The sequence below is a fragment of the Stenotrophomonas panacihumi genome (assembly GCF_001431645.1).
GTDB lineage: Bacteria > Pseudomonadota > Gammaproteobacteria > Xanthomonadales > Xanthomonadaceae > Stenotrophomonas_A > Stenotrophomonas_A panacihumi.
The window spans coordinates 1-599 of sequence record NZ_LLXU01000041.1 but is presented as its reverse complement, the minus strand read 5'-3'; the positions used below and the strand labels follow the sequence as shown (position 1 = coordinate 599).

Here is a 599-nt window from a genome sequence, read left to right as displayed (position 1 = left end):
TCACCTATCGCTATGACGGCGAGGAGAAGACGGTGCGGATGGATTCCAAGCCGGCCAGCGATCGACTGCCGGTCATCGATGGGCAGCTGGTGACGCAGACGGCTGCGGCTACCGGGACCGGGACGCAGCAGTAAGCGTCCGGTTTGCGGAAGGTTTTCTGGGAGAGGCCGGCTTGCATGCCGGCCTCTTTCTTTTTGGGCGTGGTGTCATGGGGTTTGAAGCGCGGCTCTCGCGGGCTGCCCCCGGTCACCCCATACCTCCCCGGGGCCGGATCGAACGGCGGGTGCGCGCGGGCTGATGGGCCGCTGGCGCGACGCGATGCCGCGCGCTGCATGGGCGTCGGGGCGCGTCGATACAATCGGGCTTTCCCTTTGGGTTTTCGTCATGTCTTTGGCGCCCGATGATCTGTTCGATGTGCAGTCCTTGCTCAACGATGAGCAACTCGCGGTGCGCGAGGCGGTGGCGCGGTTCACCGATGCGCGCGTGTTGCCGCTGATCGCCGAGGCGTTCGAGCAGGGGCGTTTTCCGCGTGAGCTGGTGGCGGAAATGGCCGGGCTGGGGTTGCTGGGGGCGACGCTGCCCACTGAGTACGGCGGGGG

1 protein-coding gene and 1 pseudogene are annotated in these 599 nt (G+C 66.9%); both read left to right on the top strand.

Going from position 1 to position 599, the window contains the following annotated elements; genetic code table 11:
* Nucleotides 1-134 (top strand): annotated as a pseudogene (locus tag ARC20_RS18865) (glycine zipper 2TM domain-containing protein); the annotation flags it as partial.
* Nucleotides 135-384: 250 nt separating this feature from the next.
* Nucleotides 385-599, top strand: a 215-nt coding sequence (locus ARC20_RS02150; RefSeq protein ID WP_161809459.1) for an acyl-CoA dehydrogenase family protein, incomplete at its 3' end; no start/stop codon positions are given.